Below are 20,529 nucleotides of genomic sequence, written 5' to 3'. Positions count from 1 at the left end.
GCTCGCGGTTCCGCTACGGCAGCGGCACGCCCCAGACTGCCGTCACGTCCCCGCCGAGCCGCCATTCGGTGAACGGGCGGCGCGGTGCGATCATCGCCGGCAGCCGCGCGTCGTGAAAGCGCGCGTAGTACGGCTCGACCCAGCTCAGTTCATCGCGGAACGTCCACGGAAACAGGTCCTGCCTGACCGGCGTGATGGCCGTGAAGCTGGCGGGATCGTCGACCGCGTTGATGACCAGGTTCGCCAGGCGGCCAATCGCGCCGTCGTTTTCCCGATAGAGATCGATATGGCGCCGCTGCACGAGTTCCGCCGCGAACACGAGCGGGAGCAACGCGAACGTGTGATAGTGCAGCGCGCGGTTGCCGCGTTTGACTTCCCGTGCCAGCGCACCGTCGGGGCCGATGTCGCGGATGCCTTCGCGTACCCGCAGCAGCCCCGAATCGACGAGGCTCGCGTTGCCGGTCACGGTGCCGATGGCGATCAGGTCGAGTCCGGCCCAGTACACGAGGTTGTTGTGCAGATGGTTGATCGCTTGCGCATCGCGGGTGGCGATCGCGATGCGTTCGAGCCACGGATCGATCGCGTCGAACCGCGCGCGGTTCGCGTCGCGTACGTCATGCGGCATGCGCAGGATCACCATCGCGAAGTCGGTGCCGGCCCACGAACGCTCGTAATCGCCCTGGTAACCGGTGATCCGGCCCATCAGCGCGTCGGCCTGGGCCCAGCTTTCCAGCAGGCTCACTGCGCATGACCAGTCACCCTTGTCCGCGGACGCATTGAGCCGTGAAATGAAATCGCGCATCGGCTTGACCGCGCGCGCATAGCCGGCGGCGTCGTCATAGTAGCCGGGCGGGTCGATCGTCGTCACGGCGGCCGGGACGTCACAGGCGCGAGCCGGCGGCACGGCCCAGCAAAGTGCGCTCACCGCGAGCCATGCGGCGAACAGGGGGCGAGTCGACAGGCGGCGCATACGGTCCTCGGTGGTGACGTGACGATGACGTGGCAAACACGGAAGCCGAACCGGGGGCGGACAACCTCGCGATGCAGGACGCGCGCGGCCGCCAAGGCACGACGAACCCCGTTGCTGCTCGCGGGCCGTGCAGCCCGCGGCCCATTCCCGTGGCGCACGCAGTCTAGCGTCCCCGTCTTTCATCCGCCTTGCCCGGCGGCAGCCGACGACGCATTTTTTTGAGACTGCGCCCTATTCGCCCGGTATCATCGCTGCGCTCGCGACCGACGCCATGGGCCAGTGCATGCCGACTCGCGCGCAACCAGCATCGCCAAGAAGACAACACAGGGCGGACGCCGACGGCGCGTCGCGCCGCGATCGGGCCGAATCGGCCACCAGCACGACGGAGCAAGGAACGATGGCAACGGGCAGGGGAGCGGCGCGACGCGCGAGGGCGATCGCGGCCGGGAGCGCGTGGGTCGTGGCGGCGGCGGGCGGCGCACACGCGCAGGCATCGGGTGCGGCAGTCACGCCGCCGGCCGGCGCGGCGGCGGCCGTGCTGCCGACGATCGACGTGACCGGGAAGGCCGACGGCGCGTCGAGCGGGCTCGTCGGGCTGCGCACCACGGCCGGCACGAAGACCGACACGCCGGTGGTCGAGATCCCGCAAACGGTCAATCTCGTGACCGCGCAGCAGATCGAGATGACCGGCGCGGCCGACCTGAACCAGGCGCTGCGCTACGTGCCGGGATTCGCGACGTTCGGCGCCGACAGCCGCACCGACTGGTATGCGGCGCTGCGCGGCTTCACGCCGACGCTGTACGTCGACGGCGTCGCCGCGCCGAATACGGCCGTGATCGCGAACTGGCGCGTCGACCCGTACACGATCGACTCGATCGCCGTGCTGCGCGGGCCGACCTCGGTGCTGTACGGCGCGGGCGAACCCGGCGCGATCGTCGACGCGCACACGAAGCTCGCCGACGGCGAGCGCGTCCGCGAAGCCGGCGTGCAGATCGGCAACGACGCGCGCAAGCAATTCATGCTCGATGTCGGCGATACGCTCGATCCGGACGGCCGCTATGCGTACCGCTTCGTCGGCGTGGCGCGCGACGGCAACGCGGTCACCGGCCCGAACGGCGACCGGCGCGTCGCGCTGGCGCCGTCGTTCCGATGGCGGCCGAACGCCGATACGTCGCTGACGCTCTCGGCGACGTTCCTGCAGGACAGCAGCGATATTTCGTCGAACTTCCTGCCCGCGTCGGGCACGGTGTTGCCGAACCCGAATGGCCGGCTGTCGCAGGACATCTACATGGGCGCCCCCGGCTTCAACGACTACCGGAAGAAGCAGTGGTCGCTCGGCTACGCGCTGGAGCACCGCGTGAATGCGATCTGGTCGCTGCATCAGGACGTGCGCTGGTCGCACCTGTCGCTCGACGACGCGACGGTGTTCGGTATCGGCTACGTGCCCCGCAGCAGCACCAACATGATGCGTTATGCGGGGCTGTTCCAGCTCAACTACAGCCGGTTCGACATCGACAACCACGCGCAGGCGCGCTTCGGCACGGGGCCGCTCGAACATACGCTGCTGCTCGGCGCGCAATATGACCGGCAGACGACGACCAACAGCGTGTGGCTCGCGCTGGCGCCGTCGCTCAACCTGTATCACCCCGTCTACCGGCCCGTCACGGACGCGATTTTCTCCGGCCCGACGTCGCTCGGCCACGTCGACCAGTACACGGCGATGAACACGTTCGGCGTGTATGCGCAGGACCAGATCCGCTGGCGGCGCTGGACGCTGACGCTCGGCGGCCGCGAGGATTTCGTCAATGCGCGGTTCGACGACCGGACGGCCGGCACGCAGGCGCGGCAGGACGTCAGTGCGTTCTCCGGACGCGTCGGGCTCACCTATCAGGGCGACGCCGGGCTGTCGCCGTACGTGAGCTATTCGACGTCGTTCGATCCCGTCATCGGCGTGAGGATGGTCGGCGGCGGCTTGCCGAAGCCGACACGCGGCAAGCAGACGGAAGCCGGGTTGCGCTGGCAGCCGCCCGGCAAGAACCTGCTGTTGAGTGCGGCCGTCTACCAGATCGACCAGACCAACGTCGCGACGCCGGCACCGGTGAGTCTCGACCCGACCGGCACGACGTCCGTGCAGACCGGCAAGGTGCGCTCGCGCGGGATCGAGCTGAGCGCGCTCGGCAAGGTCACCCGCGAGCTGTCGGTCGTCGCGTCGTATATGTATCAGGACGTCAAGAACGTGCAGGCGAACGACGCGTCGTTGAACCACTGGCCGGTGGCGGTGCCGCTGCCGCGGCAGATGGCGTCGATGTGGGCCGACTGGACCTGGCGCACGGGTATCCTGTCGGGCCTCGGGGTCGGCGGCGGCGTGCGCTACCAGAGCGCGTCGGCCGGCGCACCCGACAACTCGCTGACCGTGCCGAGCGTGACGCTGGTCGATCTGGCGTTGCACTACGAGATGCCGCACTGGCGGTTCGCGCTGAACGTCGCGAACCTGTTCGATCGCAGCTATGTGAGCGGTTGCCAGTCGTACGCCGTCTGCGTGTTCGGCAACGAGCGGACCGTGCTGGCCACCGCGAAATACAACTGGTAGTCGCGAACGCGCGCAGCGGCTCTACGCGTCGCGTTGCGGTTCCCGCCGCACGGCGCGTTCGCCGGCGTGACGCTGGCGCCGCCACTCGGTCGGCGTGAGGCCGAAACGTTCGCGGAATGCGGTCGCGAAATTCGCCGGCGTGGAAAAGCCGATCTCCTTCGCGATGCTGGCAATGCTGAGCGACGTCGAATCCAGCAGGTCCTGCGCGATCCGCAGCCGCTCGTGCCGCAGATACTCGAACACCGTCTGGCCGAGATTGTCGCGAAACGCGCGTGACAGCCGCTTTTCGTGCGTGCCGACCGCGCGGGCCAGCTGCTCGACCGTCGGCGGATCGTTCAGCGTCCGTGCCAGGTGGCGGGTGGCCGCGCGCACGATGATGTCGTCGTCCTTGCCGGCCACGAACGGGCTTTCCGTGTCGACGGGCCGCTCGCGCTTCTCGCGCGCGAGCTGCACGCGAATCCGCGCGAGCACCTCCGCGGGCTCGAACGGCTTGACCACATAGTCGACGCAGCCGATGTCGAACCCCTCGAGGCGCTCGTGCAACGCGCCGGCCACGGTCAGGAAAATCACCGGAATCGCGCACGTCAGCGGATCGGCGGCAAGCAGCCGGCACGCGGTGAAGCCGTCCATGCGCGGCATGCGGACATCCATCAGGATCAGGTCGGGCATGAGCGCCTGCGCGCGCTGGCACGCCTGCAGCCCGTCGGACGCAATGCTGATCCGGCACCCCGTGCCGCGCAGGATGTCGATCAGCAAGCGAAGCTGGTCGGGCTGATCGTCGACGATCAGGATATGGGCGTCGCCCAATGCGGAGATCGATGGATGCATCGTGCACCTGTTCTGGAATGACTGCTGGCTGCGTTCCTGCGGGTGGCCGGCCCGGTTCGGATCAATCGTCGGAAGCTGCTCCATGGCGACGTACAAGCGCATCGACATTCGAATTTCGCCTTACTACACGACGGAAAACCGGTCGGCGTAATGCCTTGTATGGCGGGCTTTGATCACTGACACGGTAAAGGCGCGGAGCGTTGCCGGCGTCGCGCGCTGAAAAGTGCGCGACTGCCGATATCGATGCGAGCCGAATTGTAGGGGCATATTTCAATTCTTGCCAGACGCATTGACTCTATCTGCTTCAATCCGTTTTTCAGCTGCTTCAGCTTGTATGGTGATTCGTGTTTGGCGTGCGGCACACCGGTGCCTGTCCATTTCCGCCATTTTCATTTGGCGCTGCTACGTGCGGTCGCGTAGTTCGGAAATATTTTTGGGGAAATCTTTTGAGGAATTTTTCTTTAATCCGCCTCAGCAAAGATTTTATCCGCCCGACAAAACATCTCGATTAATTTGGATGGCGCGAAATCGTTTGCGAGATGGGCGTTTTTAGCGCAACTATTTGAATATATTGAATTTTACAATCTATAAAGAATGCCATCTTCAATAATTTTAATTCGTGTCCCATAATTCGTCCGAACTTTGAGTGCAGGGTTGTACCGAGCAACGCAAGGCACGGCGGGTGGTGACGGACGTTGTGCGATTCGGGTCCGAGGCATCAATTGATGTGACTCCAAGCGCATGTCCGTTGAGCGCAAGCGAAAATCCGGTTGCCGTGGATGAAATAAAAGAAGCGGGGTGGGTCGCGGTCAGCGCGACATCAAATCAGGGGTGTCCATAACGGCGGGTTGAATCTCCGGATTCAGTCGCTGGGCGAATTCGCCCATATAAAACGATATGCATTCCTAATGCATCACCTGGATTAACGGAACGGGCCGTCACACGAACGACGGGCCCGCGCTTTCGAACGTCCCGTCGCCACGGGCGGACGATGCGTGTCGCCTTCGGCACGCTCGAGTCGGGCACGGGCATCGGGTTCCGCACTGAAGTCGTAATCGCAATCGCAATCGCAGTCGCAGCTGAAGTCTTCAACAAAACTAAGTAGTCCGTATTCAAACCAAACGCTACAAAACGGAGCAGAAGACCATGAAGAGGAAGCAGATTTCGGCGCTTGCCGCCGCCATGTTCACGGGTGCAGGTGTGCTGATCTCGGGCGCCGCGCATGCGGACAATTTCGTCGATCGCGGCAACCCGGACAACGCGCTGAGCGGTCAATGCATCGACGGCACGAACCCGTTGTGTGTCGCGACCAAGAGCGGGAGCTACGTGGCGGTAAGCACGGCAAACGTCAAGATGGGCACGAATGCCAAGGCCGGCACCAGCGGCATCGCGATCGGTGACCAGTCGAATGCAAGCAGCAATGGCGGCACCAGCAGCGGCGGCGCGATCGCGGTCGGCGTCGGCGCGCAGGCGCTGGCGAACTCGGCCACGGCCATCGGCACGGTAGCCGTCGCACAAGGCAACACGGCGCTCGCCATCGGTCGCCAGTCGGCCGCGGTCGGCGATTTCTCGATGGCGCTCGGCAACGTCGCCGATGCGCACGGCACGAGCTCGATCGCACTGGGCCACTCGGCGCTGGCCAGCGGCGATCGTTCGGTCGCGATCGGCGGCGCCAACCCGACATCGAGCGACGGCGTGTCGGCCGGCGCGTCGTATGACGCGGCCACCCAGACGCGCGCCGGCGGCACGCAATCCGTCGCGATCGGTGCTGGCGCGCAGACGAACGACAACAACCAGGTGGCGATCGGTTCGGGCAGCGTCGGTGCGAACAATGGCGGCACGCCGGTGTTCGGCGGCACGGCCGCGCCGGTTGGCGGCGCGGTGTCGTTCGGCGCGATCGGCAACGAGCGCCAGCTCAAGAACGTCGCGGCAGGCGCGGCCGATACGGACGCCGTCAACGTCCAGCAGCTGAAGAACGTGAACGGCACGCTCAGCACGAGCATCGCCACGGTCGACGCGCGCGTGACGTCGGTCGGCAATTCGCTGTCGACCACGATCTCGAACGTCGACCAGCGCGTGACCAACGTGGGCAACAGCCTCAGCACCAGCATCGTGACCGCAACGAAGAACGTCGTGAAATACACCGACGATTCGCATGCGGCGATCGCACTCGACGGCGCCAACGGCACGACGATCAACGGCGTCGCGGCCGGCGTCGCCGACACCGATGCGGTCAACGTCGGCCAGCTGAAGGGCAGCGTCGCGCCGCTGCAGACGGCCATTTCGACGGCCACGTCGAACATCGCGAACCTGCAGGCCAGCGTCACCGGCATCAACACCTCGCTGAGCACGGCAACCACGAACATCAGCAACCTGCAGGCAGCCGATGCACGCAACGTGAAGTACGACGGCCAGAGCGGCTTCGACTCGGTGACGTTTGCCGGCACGAACGGCACGACGCTGCACAACGTCGCGGCCGGTGTCGCGAATACCGACGCCGTGAACGTCGGCCAACTGAACGGCGGCCTGTCGTCGCTCAGCACGAGCGTGACGAACAGCATCAGCACGACGCTGGGCAACCTGAGCACGTCGATCACGAACCAGATCGGCAACGCGACGAAGAACGCCGTGCAGTACGACGATGATGCGCACGGCGGCGTGACGCTCGGCGGCAAGGGCGCGCAGTCACCGGTCGGCCTGCACAACGTGGCGGACGGCATTGCCGCGGGCGACGCCGTGAACGTCGGTCAGCTCGGCAAGGCCACCGACACGCTGAACCAGTCGATCACGAATGTCGGCAACAGCGTCACGACGCTCGGCAACCAGGTGACGACGAATACGGGCAACATCGCGGCACTCCAGCAGGACGCGCTGCTGTGGAACACGAACCTCGGCGCATACGATGCGAGCCACGGCGGCAACGGCCCGCAACGCATCGGCAACGTCGCGGCCGGCAAGAACGGCACGGACGCCGTCAACGTCGACCAGTTGAACGCGGCGATTCAGGACGGCACGAGCCAGCTCGATGCGCTCGCGGTGAAGTACGACGACGCGAGCAAGAAGCAGGTTTCGCTCGGTGCAGGCAACGGCGGGAGCCCGGTGCGACTGACCAATATCGCGGCAGGCAACGTGGCGGCCGGCAGCACGGACGCGGTGAACGGCGCGCAACTGCGCCGCGCGACCGACGGCACCGCAGCCGCGCTGGGCGGCGGTGCAACGGCGAATCCGGACGGTTCGATCAGCGCGCCGGCCTATAAAGTCGGCGGCGGCTCGTTCAACAACGTCGGCGACGCACTCACGAACCTCGACGGCCGGGTCGGCAGCAACACGACGACGCTCGAGAATCACGAGACGCGCATCGGCAACGCCGAAACGAACATCGCCGGCAACACGGCCGCGATCGCCGGGCTGCAGCAGGACGCGCTCCAGTTCGACCCGAAGGCCGGCGCCTACAACGCGGCGCGCGGCGGCGCACCGACGAAGCTGACGAACGTGGCCGACGGCAACATCGCCGCGGGCAGCACGGACGCGGTGAACGGCGGCCAGTTGTCGGGCGTGAAGTCGTCGCTCGAACAGCAGATCACGCAGGTGTCCAACCAGGCGGGCGAGGCCGTGAAGAACGTCGTCAAGTACGATGTCGACACGAACGGCAACCGGCTGAATTCGGTATCGCTGATCGGCGGCGACACGAATGCGGCCGTCGTGCTGAAGAACGTCGCCGCGGGCACCGACGATACCGACGCGGTGAACGTGAAGCAGTTGAAGGGCGTGCAGTCGAGTCTCAACCAGCTCGGCGCGCTCGCGGTGCAGTACGACGACAGCTCGAAAAGCTCGATCACGCTCGGCGGCGCCGGCGGCACGCGCATCACCAACGTGCAGGCGGGGACGCTCAGCGCAACCAGCACGGACGCGGTGAACGGCTCGCAGCTCTACGCGACCAACCAGCAGGTCGCGAAGAACACGACCGACATCACGAACCTGCAGGGGAACGTGACCAACATCGCGAACGGCAAGGCCGGCCTCGTGCAGCAGCAGGATCCGAACGGCGCGATCACGGTCGGGAAGGACACCGGCGGCACCAGCGTGAACTTCTCCGGCACGTCGGGCGACCGCGTGCTGACCGGCGTCGCGGCGGGCGTGAAGGACAACGACGCGGTCAACATGGGCCAGTTCAACAATGCGCTGAAGAACGTGGCGGCCAACGACCAGATCCGCGCGGCGGCGACCGATGCGAACACCACGTGGATCGCGCGAGCCGATGCGGGTGCGATCGGGTCGACGGCGACGGCAACCGGCAAGAACGCGGTGGCGGTCGGCCAGGGCTCCGTCGCCGATCGCGACAATTCGTTCTCGGTCGGCGCGAAGGGCAGCGAGCGCCAGGTCACGAACGTCGCGGCCGGCACCGCGCCGACCGACGCGGTGAACGTGCAGCAGCTGAACGACAACCTGTCGGCCGCGTCGACTCAGGCGAAGGGCTACACCGACCAGCGCATCGGCCAGGTGTACAACTCGTTCAACGACCTGAAGAAGGACATGTACGGCGGCGTGGCATCGGCAATGGCCGTGGCCGGCCTGCCGCAACCGACGGGCGCGGGTCGCTCGATGGTCTCGGCGGCGACGTCGAACTATCACGGCCAGCAGGGTTTCGCCGCCGGGTACTCGTACGTGACGGAAAGCAACCGCTGGGTCGTCAAGGCGTCGGTGACGGGCAACACGCGTTCGGACTTCGGCGCGGTGGTGGGCGCGGGCTACCAGTTCTGACGTCATCCGTGCAACATCGATTGACTGGTGGTGCCGGGCAGCGGTCGTGATGCCCGGCACTGGCGGGAAATCCGTGGCCCGGGGTGGGTTTGTCACCCTCGGGCCATCGACGCTTGATGCGTCACGCAAAGCGACAGGGATGCGCCGAGCGCGCCCGGCAGTCCCTGCCGCTTGCCTTGCGCCCGGGGCTCACACGGCAAACACAGCGAAACGAGGGAGCAGGCCCATCGCGGCCGAATGCGAATAGCGCGATCCACGACGATTGCAACGGCGCCCCGGCCCCCGGTTTCATGCGGGTTTGCGGGCGGTCCGGACGGGCGACTAATGCGAGTTGTCGAACGTGAGCGCCGGCTCGTATTCTGAATGCGTCGGGCGGAACGGCATGGGGCCTCCGCCGATCCACGCATGACAGGGACTCGCAATGACTGCCATTACGCAAACCATGAAGCTCAACCACCTGAGCTTCCCGTCGGCCGACACACGGGCGACGGCCCGATTCTTCGAGCGGCACCTCGGTTTCACGATCGCGGGAAGCTGGGAACAATCCTGGATCCTCAAGCGTCCGGGCTTCGACGTGGTGATCGATCACGTCAGCGACGACAGGCCGGCATGGCCGGCGAATTTCCACGTCGGGTTCGAACTGCCGAGCCTCGATGAGGTTCGCACGTTGTTCGAGCGCTTCCGGGAGGAGGGCGTAGAGATGGTGACGGACGTCTTCAACAACGGGCGCGGGTCGCGTTTCTTCTGCCGCGCACCGGGCGGCGTGATGTTCGAACTGAACACGCGCGCGGATGCCGCGCCGGCATATCAAGGCACGTTCGATGACTGACGCAGGTAAGCGTCGCGCCGCGCTCAGCCGCCGGCGCGGGCCAGCCTGTCGATGACCGCGCGGGTGAGCGAAGGCCGGGTGATTTCCGTCCAGTGCAGATGTGCGAATGTCGGGTCGTCACGCAGGGCGGCGAACTTGATGCGATTCCTGGCGAACGTGGTGTACGACCACAGCAGCACCGACTCCCGGGAGAACGCCATCCGCAGCGACTCGCGGTTGCCGTGCGAAAGCTCCGTGCGCATGAGCCCTCGGCTCAACGTGCGCCAGAGCACCCGGGAGAACACCGTCCGTCGCCCGAAGTTCAGCCAGATCACGTGCGTGGCTCTCGACCAGAGCACGTCGCGTACGGCGCTGTAGTTCCCGTCGGCGACCCAGCGGTCGCCGGCCGTCGCGGCCAGCACGGCGCTCTCGAACTGTTCCGGCGGCACGGCTGTCCAGCCGGGGCCCCAGTAGAGTCGATCCAGCTCGATGCAAGGGCAGCCGGCGGCTGCCGCCAGCGCGCTGGAAAAGGTGGATTTCCCCGCTCCGCTGGTTCCAACGACGATGAAGCGCATGGGTTTGACCGCGGTTGAGTTTTGAAGCCGCGTATTGTGCCTCATACCTCGGCGACAACCGCGTGCGCAATCGCTGACCGAGCATGAGCCTTCCGATGCAAGAGAAAGTGTGACGTGCACATCCGATGGGTTGCGCCGCGCCGCTCGAGCGAACGATTCGTAGAAAGCATTATCTCGTGCGCCGCTCGACAGAGTTTCACTACGAATTCAAAGGAATCGCCATCGAAGGCGAGAGTCGAATAATCATTAAAAATGGCATTGGCACGCCGCGAATGGCAACAATCAAAATAAATATTTAATAAAGCAACTAGTGTCTGGCGCATTACCCCCGGCTTGACCTCATTCTTCCTGCCCGACCCGCGCCACGTACGGCCTTTCCCCGACAGCACTTGGCTCTCCGACACATTCCCCCGATGCAACCTTGTCGATCCCGTCATCGCAGCCGACGAGATCATTTCAAATTTCTCACCAAACAATGACTCGATTAACGTCGATGACAGTAAAAAATAAACTGTCAGAAAATATCTTGTAATTATAAAAATGACCTTCTAGCATCCCTCTGCGGTTCGTGACATGTCTTACATCAAAGTCTGTACTTGATGCATTCCTCGAACATCACCCACTTATAAGCCGGGGGATTACATGAAGAAACTGTCTCGTCTGCTGTCCATCTCCGCGATTACCGTCGCGAGTCTCAGTGCTTTTGCCCAGGCCGGCGACCAGTCGGCTACGGTCGACAAGGCACTGCAACTGATCCAGCAGAACCCGTCCGCCTTCAGCCTCGCAGCCGGCGGCGCAGCACGCACGTTGAAGTTCGCAGGGCCGCAGGCGAGCGCGCCGGCGGATGGCGATCAGTTCCAGGTGCGCGACGTGATCGTCGACCCCGACGGCACCGAGCACGTGCGTTTCGACCGCTTCTACGCGGGCCTGCCCGTGATCGGCGGCGACGTGGTCGTCCATTCGAGCAAGGGGCAGTTGAAGCAGGCGAGCGTGACCCAGCTCGCGCCGATCAATCTTGCCGGCACGATCGGCAAGGTGGGCGACCGCGCGGTCGTACGCAACGCACCCGACATCGGCGCTGCCCGGGTCAAGCGCATCGCAGCCGCGCGTTTCAACTCGGACGTGCGCCGCGTCGATGACGCGGAACTCGTCGTGTTCGCACGCGACGTCACGCCGACGCTGGCCTACGCGGTACGCGTGTACGGCAAGGCGACCGACGTGCATGGCGACGCGGTGCTGTACTACGTCGATGCGCGCACCGGCACCGTGCTCGACGCGCAGGACCTGATCAAGACGGCGGCCGCGACCGGCACCGGCCGCTCGTTGTACTACGGCAACCTGACGCTCACCACGGACCAGACGGGCACGAACGCGTACCGGATGCTCGATCCGAGCCGTGGCTCCGGCTCGGTCTACGACGGCCGCGGGCTGACCTCGGACGACGTCGAGCGGGCGACCGACCTGCCGATCTTCACGAGCAGCACGAACGTGTGGGGCAACAATACGACCACCGACCGGCAGACCGTCGCCGCCGACATCGACTATGGTCTCGCGCTGACTTGGGACTACTACAAGACGACGCACAACCGCAACGGCATCTTCAACGACGGCCGCGGCGTGAAGAGCTATGCACACGTGGTGTTCAACACGGGCAGCGGCACGACCGGCGCGAATGCGGCATGGCTGGATTCGCACGTGATGGTGTATGGAGACGGCCAACCCGGCACCAGCCTGCCGAAACCGGTCGTGTCGGTGGACGTCGCCGGACACGAGATGAGTCACGGCGTGACCGAGGCCACGGCCAACCTGAACTACTCGGGCGACGCGGGCGGCCTGAACGAGTCGACGTCCGACATTTTCGGCACGCTCGTGAAGTACTACGCCAACAACCCGAACGATCCCGGCAACTACGTGATCGGTGCGCGCGTGGTGAGCGGCGGCCTGCGCAAGATGTACAAGCAGGATCTCGACGGCCGGTCGTTCAGCTGCTACCCGTCCGGCGGATTCTCGTGGTCGAATCCGCGCCACGATCCGCATTTCACGTCGGGCGTCGGCAACCGCCTGTTCTACCTGCTCGCGGAAGGCCCGACGGTGCCGTCGACCGATACCGGCCTGACGAAGGCGCAGCTGGTCTGCAACGGCGACACGACCTTCAGCGGCGTGGGCCGCGAGAAGGCCGGGAAGATCTGGTACCGGACGCTGACCGTGTATCTGAACGCCAACTCCAGCTACCCGAACGCGCGTCGTGCGTCGATCCAGGCGGCGAACGACCTGTATGGCACGAACTCGGCCGAAAGCGCGGCGGTCGCTCGCGCGTGGAGTGCGGTCGGGGTGAATTGATGGCGGTTGTGTGAGTGCGTTGAACGCCCGGAGCGCGTGTGGTGGACCCTTCGCTTCGGCGAAGGGCGAACCGGTCGAAGCCACGTTACGCCCGGGCGAATGAAGGGCAGCCGTTGATCGACCGCCTGCGATTGCAGGCGGTCGATTTTTTGACGTCCGGCTTTCACGCCCCCCCCGTCTATCCTGCTGATCTCGTCGCGCCGTTCGTCGGAACGCGCGCGTTCCGTCCAATCGATCACCTGTCCGGTGGCGTGCCATTCGAGCGCGATGTGCTCGGCCTCCGCCGCAGCCCGAATCTCCTTTCCCCCATCCTGCCTCGTTCCGGCACTTTTTCCCAAAAAAATATCTGCCGGGCAATCGTTTGCGCCCGGCCGCGCGGCGTTCAGTTTATTCATCACATGCCGATATCTGGAGGGCGCGCCTGATCGAAGCGGCATTGCCCCCCGCCGCGTCGATCGGGCATGGCATCGGCCCATGCGACGGATAGGGGAACAAAGGTTTTGGTGACAGTTTTCGGGTGCATCGTTCATCGGCACAACCACTGGCTGGTGTTGCTTGCCGCACTGCTGTGCGGAGGCGGCTCGTGGGTCACCGCGCGCCTGTTCCAGCGCACGGTGAACACCTCCGGCACGCAGCGGCTCGGCTGGCAGGTGCTGACGGCCATTTCGGCCGGCGTGGCGATCTGGTGCACGCACTTCATCGCGATGCTCGGCTTCGACGCCGGCGCGCCCGTGCACTTCAACCTGCCGCTCACGCTCGTGTCGCTGCTCATCGCGGTCGTGGGCAGCACGATCGGCTTCGCGCTGACGACCTGTCGCATCGTCAAGGTCGCGCCCGCGCTCGGCGGCGCGATCGTCGGCGTGGCGATCGTGCTGATGCACTACACCGGCATGCTCGCGTGGCGGGTCGAGGGGATCGTGTCGTGGGACGTCGGCTACCTGGTCGCGTCGGTGGTCCTGGCGATGACGCTCGCCGCGCTGGCGCTGCACCTCGCGATGCGGCCGTCGCCGCACGCCGTCAACCAGATGGCCGGCGTGCTGTCGCTCGCGATCCTCGCGTTGCATTTCACCGGGATGTCCGCGCTGCGCATCACGCCGCTGATGCTCGACGGCAACTGGACCGACATGAGCGAGATGCGTCCGCTGGCGCTGGCGGTCGCGGGCACGTCACTCGTGATCGTCTGCACGGGGCTCGTGAGTTACGTGATCGACAGCAACGTACGGGCCGAATCGCTCGAACACCTGCGCCGGCTGGCGCTGAGCGACATGCTGACCGGCCTGCCCAACCGGGCCAGCTTCAACGAGCGGCTCGACCTCGAAATCGCGCTCGCGCAGGAACAACGCACGAAGCTCGCGCTGATCGGCATCGACCTGAACCGCTTCAAGGAAATCAACGACCTGCGCGGCCACCACGCCGGCGACGAGGTGCTGCGTATCCTCGCGCGCCGCATGGCGAACCTGCTGCGCGAAGGCGAATTCGTCGCCCGCATCGGCGGCGACGAATTCGCGGCGCTCTGCCGGATGGACGACGACACGCGCCTGATGGATCTGCTCGAACGGCTCGAGCCGGCGCTCTACAAGCCGGTCAGGCTGGACGACTACGAGGTCGTGCCGGGCGCGAGCTTCGGCGTCGCTATCTACCCGGACGACGCCGCCACCAAGGCCATCCTCATCAACAACGCGGACCTCGCGATGTACCGCGCGAAGGGCAGCATCGCGCAATCGATCTGCTTCTACGAGCCGGCGATGGACCTGATCGTCCGCGCGCGCCGCAGCCTCGCGGCCGACCTGCGCCGCGCGGTGGCCGACAACCAGCTGAGCATCCACTACCAGGTGCAGACGTCGCTCGCGACCGGCGAGATCCGCGGCTACGAGGCGCTGCTGCGCTGGCAGCACGCGACGCTCGGCACGATTCCGCCCGCCGAGTTCATTCCGCTCGCCGAGGAAAACGGCGTGATCCTGGACATCGGCGCCTGGGTGCTGCGCGAGGCCTGCGCGCGGGCGGCCACGTGGGAGCCGCCCTATGCGGTCGCGGTGAACGTATCGGCCGTGCAGTTCATGCACGCGGACCTGACGGCGCTCGTGGCGGACGTGCTCGAAGCCACCCGCCTGCCGGCGTCGCGCCTGCAGCTGGAGCTGACCGAATCGACGATCTTCGCCAGCCGCGAGCGTGCGCTGGACACGCTGCGGCAGATCAAGGCGCTGGGCGTGAGCATCGCGCTCGACGATTTCGGGACCGGCTATTCGTCGCTCGACACGCTGCGCTCGTTCCCGTTCGACCGCATCAAGCTCGACCAGTCGTTCGTCGCGGACGCGGAAGCGAAACCGCAGGATCGCGCGATCATCCGCGCCGTGCTCGCGCTCGGCAAGAGCCTGGGCATTCCGATCCTGGCCGAAGGCATCGAGACGCACGACCAGCTGGCGCTGCTGGCCGACGAAGGCTGCGACGAAGCGCAGGGCTTCCTGCTCGGCAGGCCCGCCCCCCTCAACGAGATCGTCGGCAGCGGGCAGATTGCGCTGACCGGCGGCAACCGCGTCCGCACGGCGGTTCCTGCGTCCGAATCGGCCGTCGCGGCCGATTTCGACCCGGACCCGCGCGGGTAACCCTCGACGCCGGACACGGCAGCCCGCCCCCGGGTTGCCGCCGGCAGGCTCACATGAAAATCCTCTACGCACGGATGGCAAGACTGGCAAGCCTCGCGGCGCCGGACCGGAACCCGGACCTGCTCGCGGCGCAATACCGGGTATTCTCCGGCCAGATCCCGGTGTCGTACCTGATCCTCATCTCGAGCACCTGGAGCCTTGCCGTCACGCACCTCGGCAGCACGCCGTGGTGGCTGTCGGTCGCGATGCCGGCCGCGATGACGCTCGCCGCGCTCGCGCGGCTGCTGCACTGGCACCGCACCCGGCTGCTGGAGCCGACGCCGGACACCGTGATGCGTGCGCTCACGGTCACGAACTGGCTGGTGATCCCGGTCGCGGTGACGTTCACCACCTGGGCGCTGCTGCTGTTCCCGTACGGCGATGCGTGGCAAAAGGCCCAGGTGGCGTTCTACATGGCGATCACGATGATCGGCTGCGTCTTCAGCCTGATGTACCTGCGGACGGCCGCGCTGAGCGTGGCCTTGATCGTCAACGTCGCGTTCATCGTGTTCTTCATCTCGACCGGCCAGCCGACGCTCGTCGCTACCGCGGTCAACATGGCCTTCGTGTCGGCGTCGCTGATCGCCGTCATCTCCGTCAACTACCGGAGCGTCCTGCGCACCGTCGACGCGCAGGACGAATCGCGTCTGCGCGAGCAGGCGCAGACGCGGCTGATGCGGATGATCGACGACATGCCGGTGGCCGTGATGACGGCCGACCCGGAGACGTTCCGCATCAACTACCTGAACGCGACGTCGCGCAACCTGCTGCGCTCGATCGAGCACCTGCTGCCGATCCGCGCGGACGACGCGCTCGGCGCGTCGATCGACTTCTTCCACCCGCACCCGCAGCACCAGCGCCGCCTGCTCGCCGATCCGGCGAACCTGCCGCATCGCGCCCGCATTCCGCTCGGGCCGGAAGTGCTCGACATCCAGGTCTCGGCCGTGCGCGACGCGCAGGGGCGCTACATCGGCCCGATGCTGTCGTGGTCGATCGTCACGCAGCAGGCCGAGGCGGAGGCGCGCATTCACCAGCTCGCGCATCACGATTCGCTCACCGGCCTGCCGAACCGCGCGACCTTCCTGGCCGAATTCGACGCGAGCCTGCGCCGCTCGGACAAGCTGCTCGCGCTGCTCTTCATCGACCTCGACGGTTTCAAGCTGATCAACGACACGTGCGGGCATTCGGCGGGCGACGCGGTGCTGCGCCAGGTCGCGGAACGCCTGCGCGGGCAGTGCCCCGAGCCGGGGATGATGCTGGGGCGCATCGGCGGCGACGAATTCGCGGTGCTGCTGCGCGACACCGACGCGGACCGCGCGATGGGCGCGGCCGCGCGGCTCGTCGACACGCTCGTCGCCCCCTATGCGCCGTCGCCCGACCGGCCGTTCCGCATCGGTGCGTCGATCGGCTGCGTGCTGGCGCCGCATCACGGCAACGACGCCGGCGCGCTGCTGTCCCGCGCGGACATGGCGCTCTATGCGGCCAAGAAAGCCGGGAAGGGCACCTACCGGATGTTCTCGCCGGACATGGAATCGAGCGCGCAGGAGCGGGTCGCGCTCGAATCGAAGCTGCGCGTCGCGCTGGACGAGAACCAGGGGCTGTACGTGTTCTACCAGCCGATCGTCGATGTCCTCACCCGCCAGATCACGGCGCGCGAGGCGCTGCTGCGCTGGCATCATCCGCGCACCGGCTGGATTTCGCCGGGCTGCTTCATTCCGGTGGCCGAGCGCGGCGGCCTGATCGACCGGCTCGGCCGCTTCGTGCTCGAGCAGGCCTGCCGGGAGGCGGCGCGCTGGCCCGACGGTGCGCGCGTTGCCGTCAACGTGTCGGCGGGGCAGCTCGGCCACGGCACGATCGCGCCGACCTTGGCGGCGGCGCTGGCCGGCGCGGGCCTCGCGCCCGACCGGCTGGAAATCGAGGTGACGGAAACCGCGCTGCTGCACGACGAGGGCAAGGCCATCGCGGACCTGCGCGCACTGCGTTCGATGGGCGTGCGCGTCGCCCTCGATGACTTCGGCACCGGCTTCTCGTCGCTCGCGCATCTGCGCGCGTTCCCGTTCGACAAGATCAAGATCGACGGCAGCTTCGTGCGCGATGCGGTCACGCGCCCGGACTGCGCGGCCGTCGTGCGCACGGTGGCCGATCTCGGCAAACGCCTCGGCGTGACGACCGTCGCGGAAGGCGTCGAGACGGAGGAGCAGCTGGCGTGCATCACGGATGCCGGCTGCCGCGAGGTGCAGGGCTTCCTGATCGGCAAGCCCGCGCCGGGCGAGCAGGATGCGCCGGCCATCCGCTGGATCGAGCGGGCCGCGCTGGCGGCGCAGGCTACGGCCAGGCAGGCGTGAGCGGCGGCGGGACGGCCACGGCCATCGTCTTGGCGGGCTGAAACAATTTGTTACAAAGAGCCGATTTCGCCCCCCTTGAAGTGGGCGACCAGCACCTCTATTTCGCTTTCCGCCAGACAGTGGCACGGCTGCCCGGCAGCGGCGCTTGCGTCGCCATGCCCGGCAGGCGGATTCCTTTTTCGAACCTTTAATCGCTCAGGAGATGAGAATGCAGATTCGTCCCCTCTACGACCGGGTTATCGTCAAGCGAATCGAAACGCAGCGGACGACGGCCTCGGGCATCGTGATTCCCGATTCGGCCGCGGAAAAGCCCGAGCAGGGTGAAGTCGTCGCGGTCGGCAGTGGCCGGCTGCTGCAGGATGGAACGCTTCGCGCGCTCCAGTTGAAAGCGGGTGACCAGGTTCTCTTCGGCAAATACGCGGGCCAGACCGTCAAGGTCGATGGCGAGGAACTCCTCGTCATGCGCGAGGAAGACGTCATGGGCGTCCTCGAAACCGATACCGGCGCGTCCCGCCAGGCCGCCTGAGATTCCGCGGCAGATTGCGAACCCCACCGGGTGTTCGCGACACATCGCATCAACGACTTCTATCCAGAGCCACAAGATGAGTGCAAAAGACGTCAAATTCCACGACAGCGCCCGCGCCCGTATCGTCGACGGCGTGAACGTGCTGGCCGATGCCGTGAAGGTCACGCTCGGGCCGAAAGGCCGCAACGTGGTGATCGAGCGCAGCTTCGGCGCGCCCACCATCACGAAGGACGGCGTGTCGGTCGCGAAGGAAATCGAGCTGAAGGACCGCTTCGAAAACATGGGCGCGCAGATCGTCAAGCAGGTCGCATCGAAGACCGCCGACGTGGCCGGCGACGGCACCACCACGGCCACCGTGCTCGCGCAGGCGATCGTGCAGGAAGGCATGAAGCACGTTGCCGCCGGCATGAATCCGATGGACCTCAAGCGCGGCATCGACAAGGCCGTGGCCGCCGTGCTGGATGAACTGCGCAAACTGTCCAAGCCGATTTCCACGAACCGGGAAATCGCGCAGGTGGGTTCGATCTCCGCCAACTCCGACGAGGCGATCGGCAAAATAATCGCGGACGCCATGGAGAAGGTCGGCAAGGAGGGGGTCATCACGGTCGAGGACGGCAAGTCCCTCGAGAACGAGCTGGATGTCGTTGAAGGGATGCAGTTCGATCGCGGCTACGTCAGCCCCTACTTCATCAACGATCCGGAAAAGCAGGCGGCGTATCTGGACGACGCGCTGATCCTGTTGCACGACAAGAAGATCTCGAACGTCCGGGATCTGCTGCCGATCCTCGAGGCGGCCTCCAAGGCAGGCAAGCCGCTGCTGATCGTTGCCGAAGACGTCGATGGCGAAGCGCTGGCCACGCTCGTGGTCAACGCGATGCGAGGCATCCTCAAGGTCGTGGCCGTCAAGGCGCCCGGCTTCGGTGACCGGCGCAAGGCCATGCTGGAAGACATCGCCATCCTCACCGGCGCGACCGTCATCTCGGAAGAAACCGGCAAGCAATTGCAGAAGGCCACGCTCGACGACCTCGGCGGCGCGAAGCGCGTCGAGGTTCGAAAGGACGACACGATCATCATTGACGGCGCGGGCGACGCGCAGCACATCGAGGCGCGCGTGAAGTCCATCCGTACGCAGATCGAGGAAGCCACGAGCGACTACGATCGCGAGAAGCTTCAGGAGCGCGTGGCGAAGCTGGCCGGCGGGGTGGCCGTCATCAAGGTCGGGGCCGCCACCGAAGTCGAAATGAAGGAGAAAAAGGATCGCGTCGACGATGCGCTGCATGCCACCCGTGCGGCGGTCGAGGAGGGGATCGTGCCGGGTGGCGGCGTGGCGCTGCTGCGCGCGCGTTCCACGGCGACGGGCCTGAAGGGCGCCAACGGCGATCAGGACGCGGGCATTCAGATCGTGCTGCGCGCGCTCGAAGCGCCGCTGCGCGTGATCGCCGCGAATGCCGGGGATGAACCGTCGGTCGTCGTGGCGAAAGTGCTTGAAGGCAAGGGCAACTTTGGCTACAACGCGGCCACCGGTGAATATGGCGATCTTGTCGAGGCGGGAGTGGTCGATCCGACCAAGGTCACGCGCACGGCATTGCAGAACGCCGCATCGATTGCCGGGCTCATCCTGACGACGGACGCAACGGTCGCCGAAGCGCCGAAGGACCCGAAACCGGGGCAGTCGGTCGCACCTGAGTTCGAGCACTGACCCCGGCAGCGGGTCGTGTACGCACCGGCCAACAGTCGCGGCCGGTGCAAGTCGTTTGGCGCCGCGGGCTGCCTCACCTCATGCGGCGCCCCTTTTTGCCGATGATCGACATGAAACTCGAACTTTGCATCGACTCGAAACCGCTCGACATCGAGCTTGACGACGTCGTGGCAGGACTGCTGGCTGTTCGGCTCGATTTGCCGGCAAACGCCGATCACCGGGACGCCATCACCCGTTATCTCAACGAGAAGGGGGCGCCCTGGAGCCTCGACGCGGACCACATGCGCCGACGGATTCTGCGGCGACTGATCCTCGATATCGCCGATCCGGCACTCGTGATTCGCTATCTGATGGAGGAAGACTGAATCGGCGTCGCCGGTTCCAAGCGGCACGCGGGGCATGATGCGCGTCGACATCCATCAGTTGTCCTCCTGATCCGGCCGCG

Annotated in this window: 13 protein-coding genes; 10 read left to right on the top strand and 3 right to left on the bottom strand. The window is 66.1% G+C overall.

The features are described from left to right. Positions 1 to 13: 13 nt before the first annotated feature. Positions 14 to 970 (bottom strand): mannuronate-specific alginate lyase, encoded by a 957-nt coding sequence (locus CFB39_RS33490; RefSeq protein WP_089476177.1) that lies wholly within the window; start codon positions 968 to 970, stop codon positions 14 to 16. A 397-nt stretch (positions 971 to 1,367) separates the two neighbouring features. On the opposite strand from CFB39_RS33490, the gene CFB39_RS33485 reads away from it, so the two are divergent. Continuing rightward, positions 1,368 to 3,560, top strand: a complete 2,193-nt coding sequence (locus tag CFB39_RS33485; protein ID WP_089476176.1) for a TonB-dependent siderophore receptor — start codon at positions 1,368 to 1,370, stop codon at positions 3,558 to 3,560. A 21-nt stretch (positions 3,561 to 3,581) separates the two neighbouring features. On the opposite strand, the gene CFB39_RS33480 is transcribed toward CFB39_RS33485, so the two are convergent. Next, a complete protein-coding gene (locus CFB39_RS33480; RefSeq protein ID WP_089476516.1) occupies positions 3,582 to 4,388 on the bottom strand; it encodes a response regulator in 807 nt (268 codons plus the stop codon). 1,146 nt (positions 4,389 to 5,534) lie between these two features. Between CFB39_RS33480 and CFB39_RS33475 the strand changes: the two genes are divergently transcribed. Beyond that, the gene (locus tag CFB39_RS33475) at positions 5,535 to 9,149 is read left to right on the top strand and encodes a YadA family autotransporter adhesin (protein WP_089476175.1); all 3,615 of its coding nucleotides are present in this window, start codon (positions 5,535 to 5,537) and stop codon (positions 9,147 to 9,149) included. A gap of 421 nt (positions 9,150 to 9,570) precedes the next feature. Then, complete coding sequence (locus tag CFB39_RS33470) at positions 9,571 to 9,978, top strand: VOC family protein (protein ID WP_179257772.1); 408 nt, start codon at positions 9,571 to 9,573, stop codon at positions 9,976 to 9,978. Between the two features lie 23 nt (positions 9,979 to 10,001). Here CFB39_RS33470 and CFB39_RS33465 read toward each other — a convergent pair whose 3' ends face one another. Beyond that, positions 10,002 to 10,532, bottom strand: coding sequence for a toxin (locus CFB39_RS33465; RefSeq protein WP_089476173.1), 531 nt, complete (start codon positions 10,530 to 10,532; stop codon positions 10,002 to 10,004). 642 nt (positions 10,533 to 11,174) lie between these two features. On the opposite strand from CFB39_RS33465, the gene CFB39_RS33460 reads away from it, so the two are divergent. The 7 genes from CFB39_RS33460 to CFB39_RS33435 all read left to right on the top strand — a co-directional run bounded on the left by CFB39_RS33460 (position 11,175) and on the right by CFB39_RS33435 (position 20,449). Continuing rightward, positions 11,175 to 12,872: a M4 family metallopeptidase gene (locus CFB39_RS33460; RefSeq protein ID WP_089476172.1), complete on the top strand. Its 1,698-nt coding sequence runs from the start codon at positions 11,175 to 11,177 to the stop codon at positions 12,870 to 12,872. Between the two features lie 113 nt (positions 12,873 to 12,985). Beyond that, positions 12,986 to 13,297: a hypothetical protein gene (locus CFB39_RS39810; RefSeq protein WP_144030352.1), complete on the top strand. Its 312-nt coding sequence runs from the start codon at positions 12,986 to 12,988 to the stop codon at positions 13,295 to 13,297. A 78-nt stretch (positions 13,298 to 13,375) separates the two neighbouring features. Beyond that, positions 13,376 to 15,475, top strand: coding sequence for a bifunctional diguanylate cyclase/phosphodiesterase (locus tag CFB39_RS33455; RefSeq protein WP_256991513.1), 2,100 nt, complete (start codon positions 13,376 to 13,378; stop codon positions 15,473 to 15,475). A gap of 53 nt (positions 15,476 to 15,528) precedes the next feature. After that, positions 15,529 to 17,859, top strand: coding sequence for a bifunctional diguanylate cyclase/phosphodiesterase (locus CFB39_RS33450; protein ID WP_089476170.1), 2,331 nt, complete (start codon positions 15,529 to 15,531; stop codon positions 17,857 to 17,859). Positions 17,860 to 18,067: 208 nt separating this feature from the next. Then, positions 18,068 to 18,385: a co-chaperone GroES gene (groES, locus tag CFB39_RS33445; protein ID WP_089476169.1), complete on the top strand. Its 318-nt coding sequence runs from the start codon at positions 18,068 to 18,070 to the stop codon at positions 18,383 to 18,385. Between the two features lie 76 nt (positions 18,386 to 18,461). Next, entirely contained in the window at positions 18,462 to 20,084 is a 1,623-nt protein-coding gene (groL, locus tag CFB39_RS33440; protein WP_089476168.1) for a chaperonin GroEL, read from the top strand. A gap of 110 nt (positions 20,085 to 20,194) precedes the next feature. Then, entirely contained in the window at positions 20,195 to 20,449 is a 255-nt protein-coding gene (locus tag CFB39_RS33435) for a hypothetical protein (protein WP_089430122.1), read from the top strand. Positions 20,450 to 20,529 lie beyond the last annotated feature (80 nt).

This window comes from Burkholderia sp. AU6039, assembly GCF_002223365.1.
In the GTDB taxonomy this organism is placed as follows: domain Bacteria; phylum Pseudomonadota; class Gammaproteobacteria; order Burkholderiales; family Burkholderiaceae; genus Burkholderia.
The sequence above is the reverse complement of the archived record's forward strand: the minus strand, read 5'-3'. Positions and strand labels throughout refer to the sequence as shown.

What these genes read in the sequence shown, in the direction of transcription:
- CFB39_RS33485 (WP_089476176.1), top strand. Translation starts at nt 1,368, where the DNA reads ATGGCAACGGGCAGGGGAGCGGCGCGACGCGCGAGGGCGATCGCGGCC.
- CFB39_RS33450 (WP_089476170.1), top strand. Translation starts at nt 15,529, where the DNA reads ATGAAAATCCTCTACGCACGGATGGCAAGACTGGCAAGCCTCGCGGCG.
- CFB39_RS33475 (WP_089476175.1), top strand. Translation starts at nt 5,535, where the DNA reads ATGAAGAGGAAGCAGATTTCGGCGCTTGCCGCCGCCATGTTCACGGGT.
- CFB39_RS33465 (WP_089476173.1), bottom strand. Translation starts at nt 10,532, where the DNA reads ATGCGCTTCATCGTCGTTGGAACCAGCGGAGCGGGGAAATCCACCTTT.
- groL (WP_089476168.1), top strand. Translation starts at nt 18,462, where the DNA reads ATGAGTGCAAAAGACGTCAAATTCCACGACAGCGCCCGCGCCCGTATC.
- CFB39_RS33460 (WP_089476172.1), top strand. Translation starts at nt 11,175, where the DNA reads ATGAAGAAACTGTCTCGTCTGCTGTCCATCTCCGCGATTACCGTCGCG.
- CFB39_RS33480 (WP_089476516.1), bottom strand. Translation starts at nt 4,388, where the DNA reads ATGCATCCATCGATCTCCGCATTGGGCGACGCCCATATCCTGATCGTC.
- CFB39_RS33490 (WP_089476177.1), bottom strand. Translation starts at nt 970, where the DNA reads ATGCGCCGCCTGTCGACTCGCCCCCTGTTCGCCGCATGGCTCGCGGTG.
- CFB39_RS33470 (WP_179257772.1), top strand. Translation starts at nt 9,571, where the DNA reads ATGACTGCCATTACGCAAACCATGAAGCTCAACCACCTGAGCTTCCCG.
- groES (WP_089476169.1), top strand. Translation starts at nt 18,068, where the DNA reads ATGCAGATTCGTCCCCTCTACGACCGGGTTATCGTCAAGCGAATCGAA.
- CFB39_RS33435 (WP_089430122.1), top strand. Translation starts at nt 20,195, where the DNA reads ATGAAACTCGAACTTTGCATCGACTCGAAACCGCTCGACATCGAGCTT.